Source organism: Streptomyces sp. BF23-19, assembly GCF_041106355.1.
GTDB lineage: Bacteria > Actinomycetota > Actinomycetes > Streptomycetales > Streptomycetaceae > Streptomyces > Streptomyces virginiae_A.
Genome location: NZ_JBGBPT010000188.1, coordinates 1 through 2,514, shown reverse-complemented (window position 1 = coordinate 2,514; position 2,514 = coordinate 1). Strand labels below are relative to the sequence as shown.

Below are 2,514 nucleotides of genomic sequence, written 5' to 3'. Positions count from 1 at the left end.
CCGGGACCGCCCGGGTTACCGGGACCGCCCGGGTTACCGGGACCGCCCGGGTTACCGGGACCGCCCGGGTTACCGGGACCGCCCGGGTTACCGGGGTGGTCGTCGCACGGTTCGTCGTCGCCCGGGTGCTCCGGCTTCGGGGGCTTCGGCGGCTTGGGCTCGGCGTGGCCCGATCCGTTCGCGCAGTCGTTGCCGAAGGCCGGGTTGAGGGCTCCCACCACGGTGATCGTGTTCCCGCAGGCGTTCACCGGTGCGTCCACGGGCACCTGCAGGTTGTTCCCGGACAGCAGGCCCGGTGAGTTCGTGGCGTGCCCCGAGGCGCCGGAGTCCGCGTGTGCGTAGCCCCCGCCCATCGCGAGGACACCCCCCGCGGCCGCCATGGTGATCAGGGTCTTCCTGGTGACCTGTGCCGGTCGTCGCATCTGTACTCGTCCCCTGGTGTGTACGTTTCGGCCGTCGTTCGACGGCCCGGCCGTCCTGGCTCCCCCGCCTGGTACGCCGGAAGTGAGAGAAATCCGGGCCGAAAAGCCCGGTGGCCCCGAGCGCTGGGATGCGCTCCGGGGCCGAAGACTTCAGACGCGTCAGGCGTTGACGCAGGTGTTGCCGAAGGCCGGGTTCAGCAGGCCGATGACGGAGATCGTGTTGCCGCAGACGTTCACGGGAACGTGGACGGGAACCTGCAGCACGTTGCCGGACAGGACACCGGGCGAACCGATGGCCGCACCCTGCGCACCCGCATCGGCGTGGGCCAGACCCGCACCCGCGAGAACCAGGCCACCGGTAGCAGCCGCAGCGGCGACAACCTTCTTGATCATTGTTCCTCCTAGTAGGCAATTGCGGTCCCAGCCGCGGACCGCAACACCTGTAACGAGGAGGGATCACCGGGGCTACGAGCGTATGAGTGCATTCACTCTTCTCAGTGGAATGCGCACACCTTCTCGAATTCTCAGGCGTTGTCGATGAACCGGTCGAGCACCCGCACGCCGAACTTCAGCCCGTCGACCGGCACCCGCTCGTCCACACCGTGGAACATCCCGGCGAAGTCCAGCTCCGGCGGCAGCTGCAGCGGCGCGAAGCCGAAGCAACGGATGCCGAGGTCGTCGAAGGACTTGGCGTCCGTACCGCCCGAGAGCATGTACGGGACGGCCCGCGCGATCGGGTCCTCGGCCTTCAGGGCGCCCTGCATGGCGTCCACCAGCCGGCCGTCGAAGTCCGTCTCCAGCGCCTTGTCGCCGTGCACGTCCTCCCGCTTCACGCGCGGACCGAGGATCCGGTCCAGGTCGGCGAAGAACTCGTCCTCGTAGCCGGGCAGGAAGCGGCCGTCGACGTGGGCCGTCGCCTGGCCGGGGATGACGTTGACCTTGTAGCCGGCACCCAGCATCGTCGGGGCCGCCGAGTTGCGCAGCGTCGCGCCGACCATCTTGGCGATGCCGCCGAGCTTGGCGAGCGTCGCGTCCATGTTGTCGGGGTCCAGGGGGGTCCCGAGCGCGTCGGAGAGCTCGTCCAGGAAGCTGCGTACCGTCTTGGTCACGCGGACCGGCCACTGGTGGCGGCCGAGCCTGCCCACGGCCTCGCAGAGCTCCGTGATGGCGTTGTCGTTGTTGGTCATGGAGCCGTGGCCCGCGGTGCCCTCCACCGTGAGCCGCATCCAGTGCATGCCCTTCTGGGCGGTCTCCACCAGGTAGAGCCGCAGGTTCTCGTTCACCGTGAAGGAGAACCCGCCGACCTCGCCGATCGCCTCGGTGACGCCCTCGAACAGGCCCGGGTGCTTGTCCACGAGGTGCCGGGCGCCGTAGATGCCGCCGGCCTCCTCGTCGGCGAGGAAGGCCAGCACGATGTCCCGCGGGGGCTTGCGCCCGCTGCGCATCCGGTCGCGTACGACGGCCAGCGTCATCGCGTCCATGTCCTTCATGTCGACGGCGCCGCGGCCCCACACGCAGCCGTCGGCGATCTCGCCCGCGAAGGGGTCGTACGTCCAGTCGGCGGCGTTGGCCGGAACCACGTCGGTGTGCCCGTGGATCAGCAGCGCCGGCCGCGAGGGGTCCTCCCCCTCGATCCGCGCCACGGTCGAGGCGCGCCCCTTGTGCGATTCGAAGATCTGCGGCTCCAGTCCGACCTCGGCGAGCTTCTCGGCGACCCATTCCGCCGCTTTGCGCTCCCCGGGGCCCGAGTGGTCCCCGTAGTTGCTGGTGTCGATCCGGATGAGGTCCCGGCAGAGGTCGACCACCTCGTCCTCGCCGGAGACGGTCCTGCCCGTGCTCGACTCGCTCACGCTGCTTCCTCCCACTGATCAGTACCGAACCCCCATCCTCCCGCTCCTGGCCGCTCTGCCCAAGGGCGATCCTCGGTCGTCGGGGGGTGTGATCGAGGACCCCGGAATGTTTGGTAATGTTTTCCACGTCGGAACGGCCCGCGAGGGACGCGAGACAGACACCTTGTCCGGGTGGCGGAATGGCAGACGCGCTAGCTTGAGGTGCTAGTGCCCTTTATCGGGCGTGGGGGTTCAAGTCCCCC

General features: G+C 69.2%; 3 protein-coding genes. All 3 read right to left on the bottom strand.

Translation table 11 applies throughout. The annotated features are described in order from the left end of the window. A partial coding sequence (locus AB8A24_RS43180; protein ID WP_369479236.1) for a chaplin occupies positions 1-422 on the bottom strand: 422 nt, incomplete at its 3' end. 159 nt (positions 423-581) lie between these two features. Next, positions 582-815, bottom strand: coding sequence for a chaplin ChpH (chpH, locus tag AB8A24_RS43175; RefSeq protein ID WP_314249384.1), 234 nt, complete (start codon positions 813-815; stop codon positions 582-584). Between the two features lie 131 nt (positions 816-946). Next, positions 947-2,272 carry a M20/M25/M40 family metallo-hydrolase gene (locus AB8A24_RS43170; protein WP_369479235.1) on the bottom strand — a complete coding sequence of 442 codons (1,326 nt, stop codon included), beginning with the start codon at positions 2,270-2,272 and terminating at the stop codon, positions 947-949. Positions 2,273-2,514: the final 242 nt, after the last annotated feature.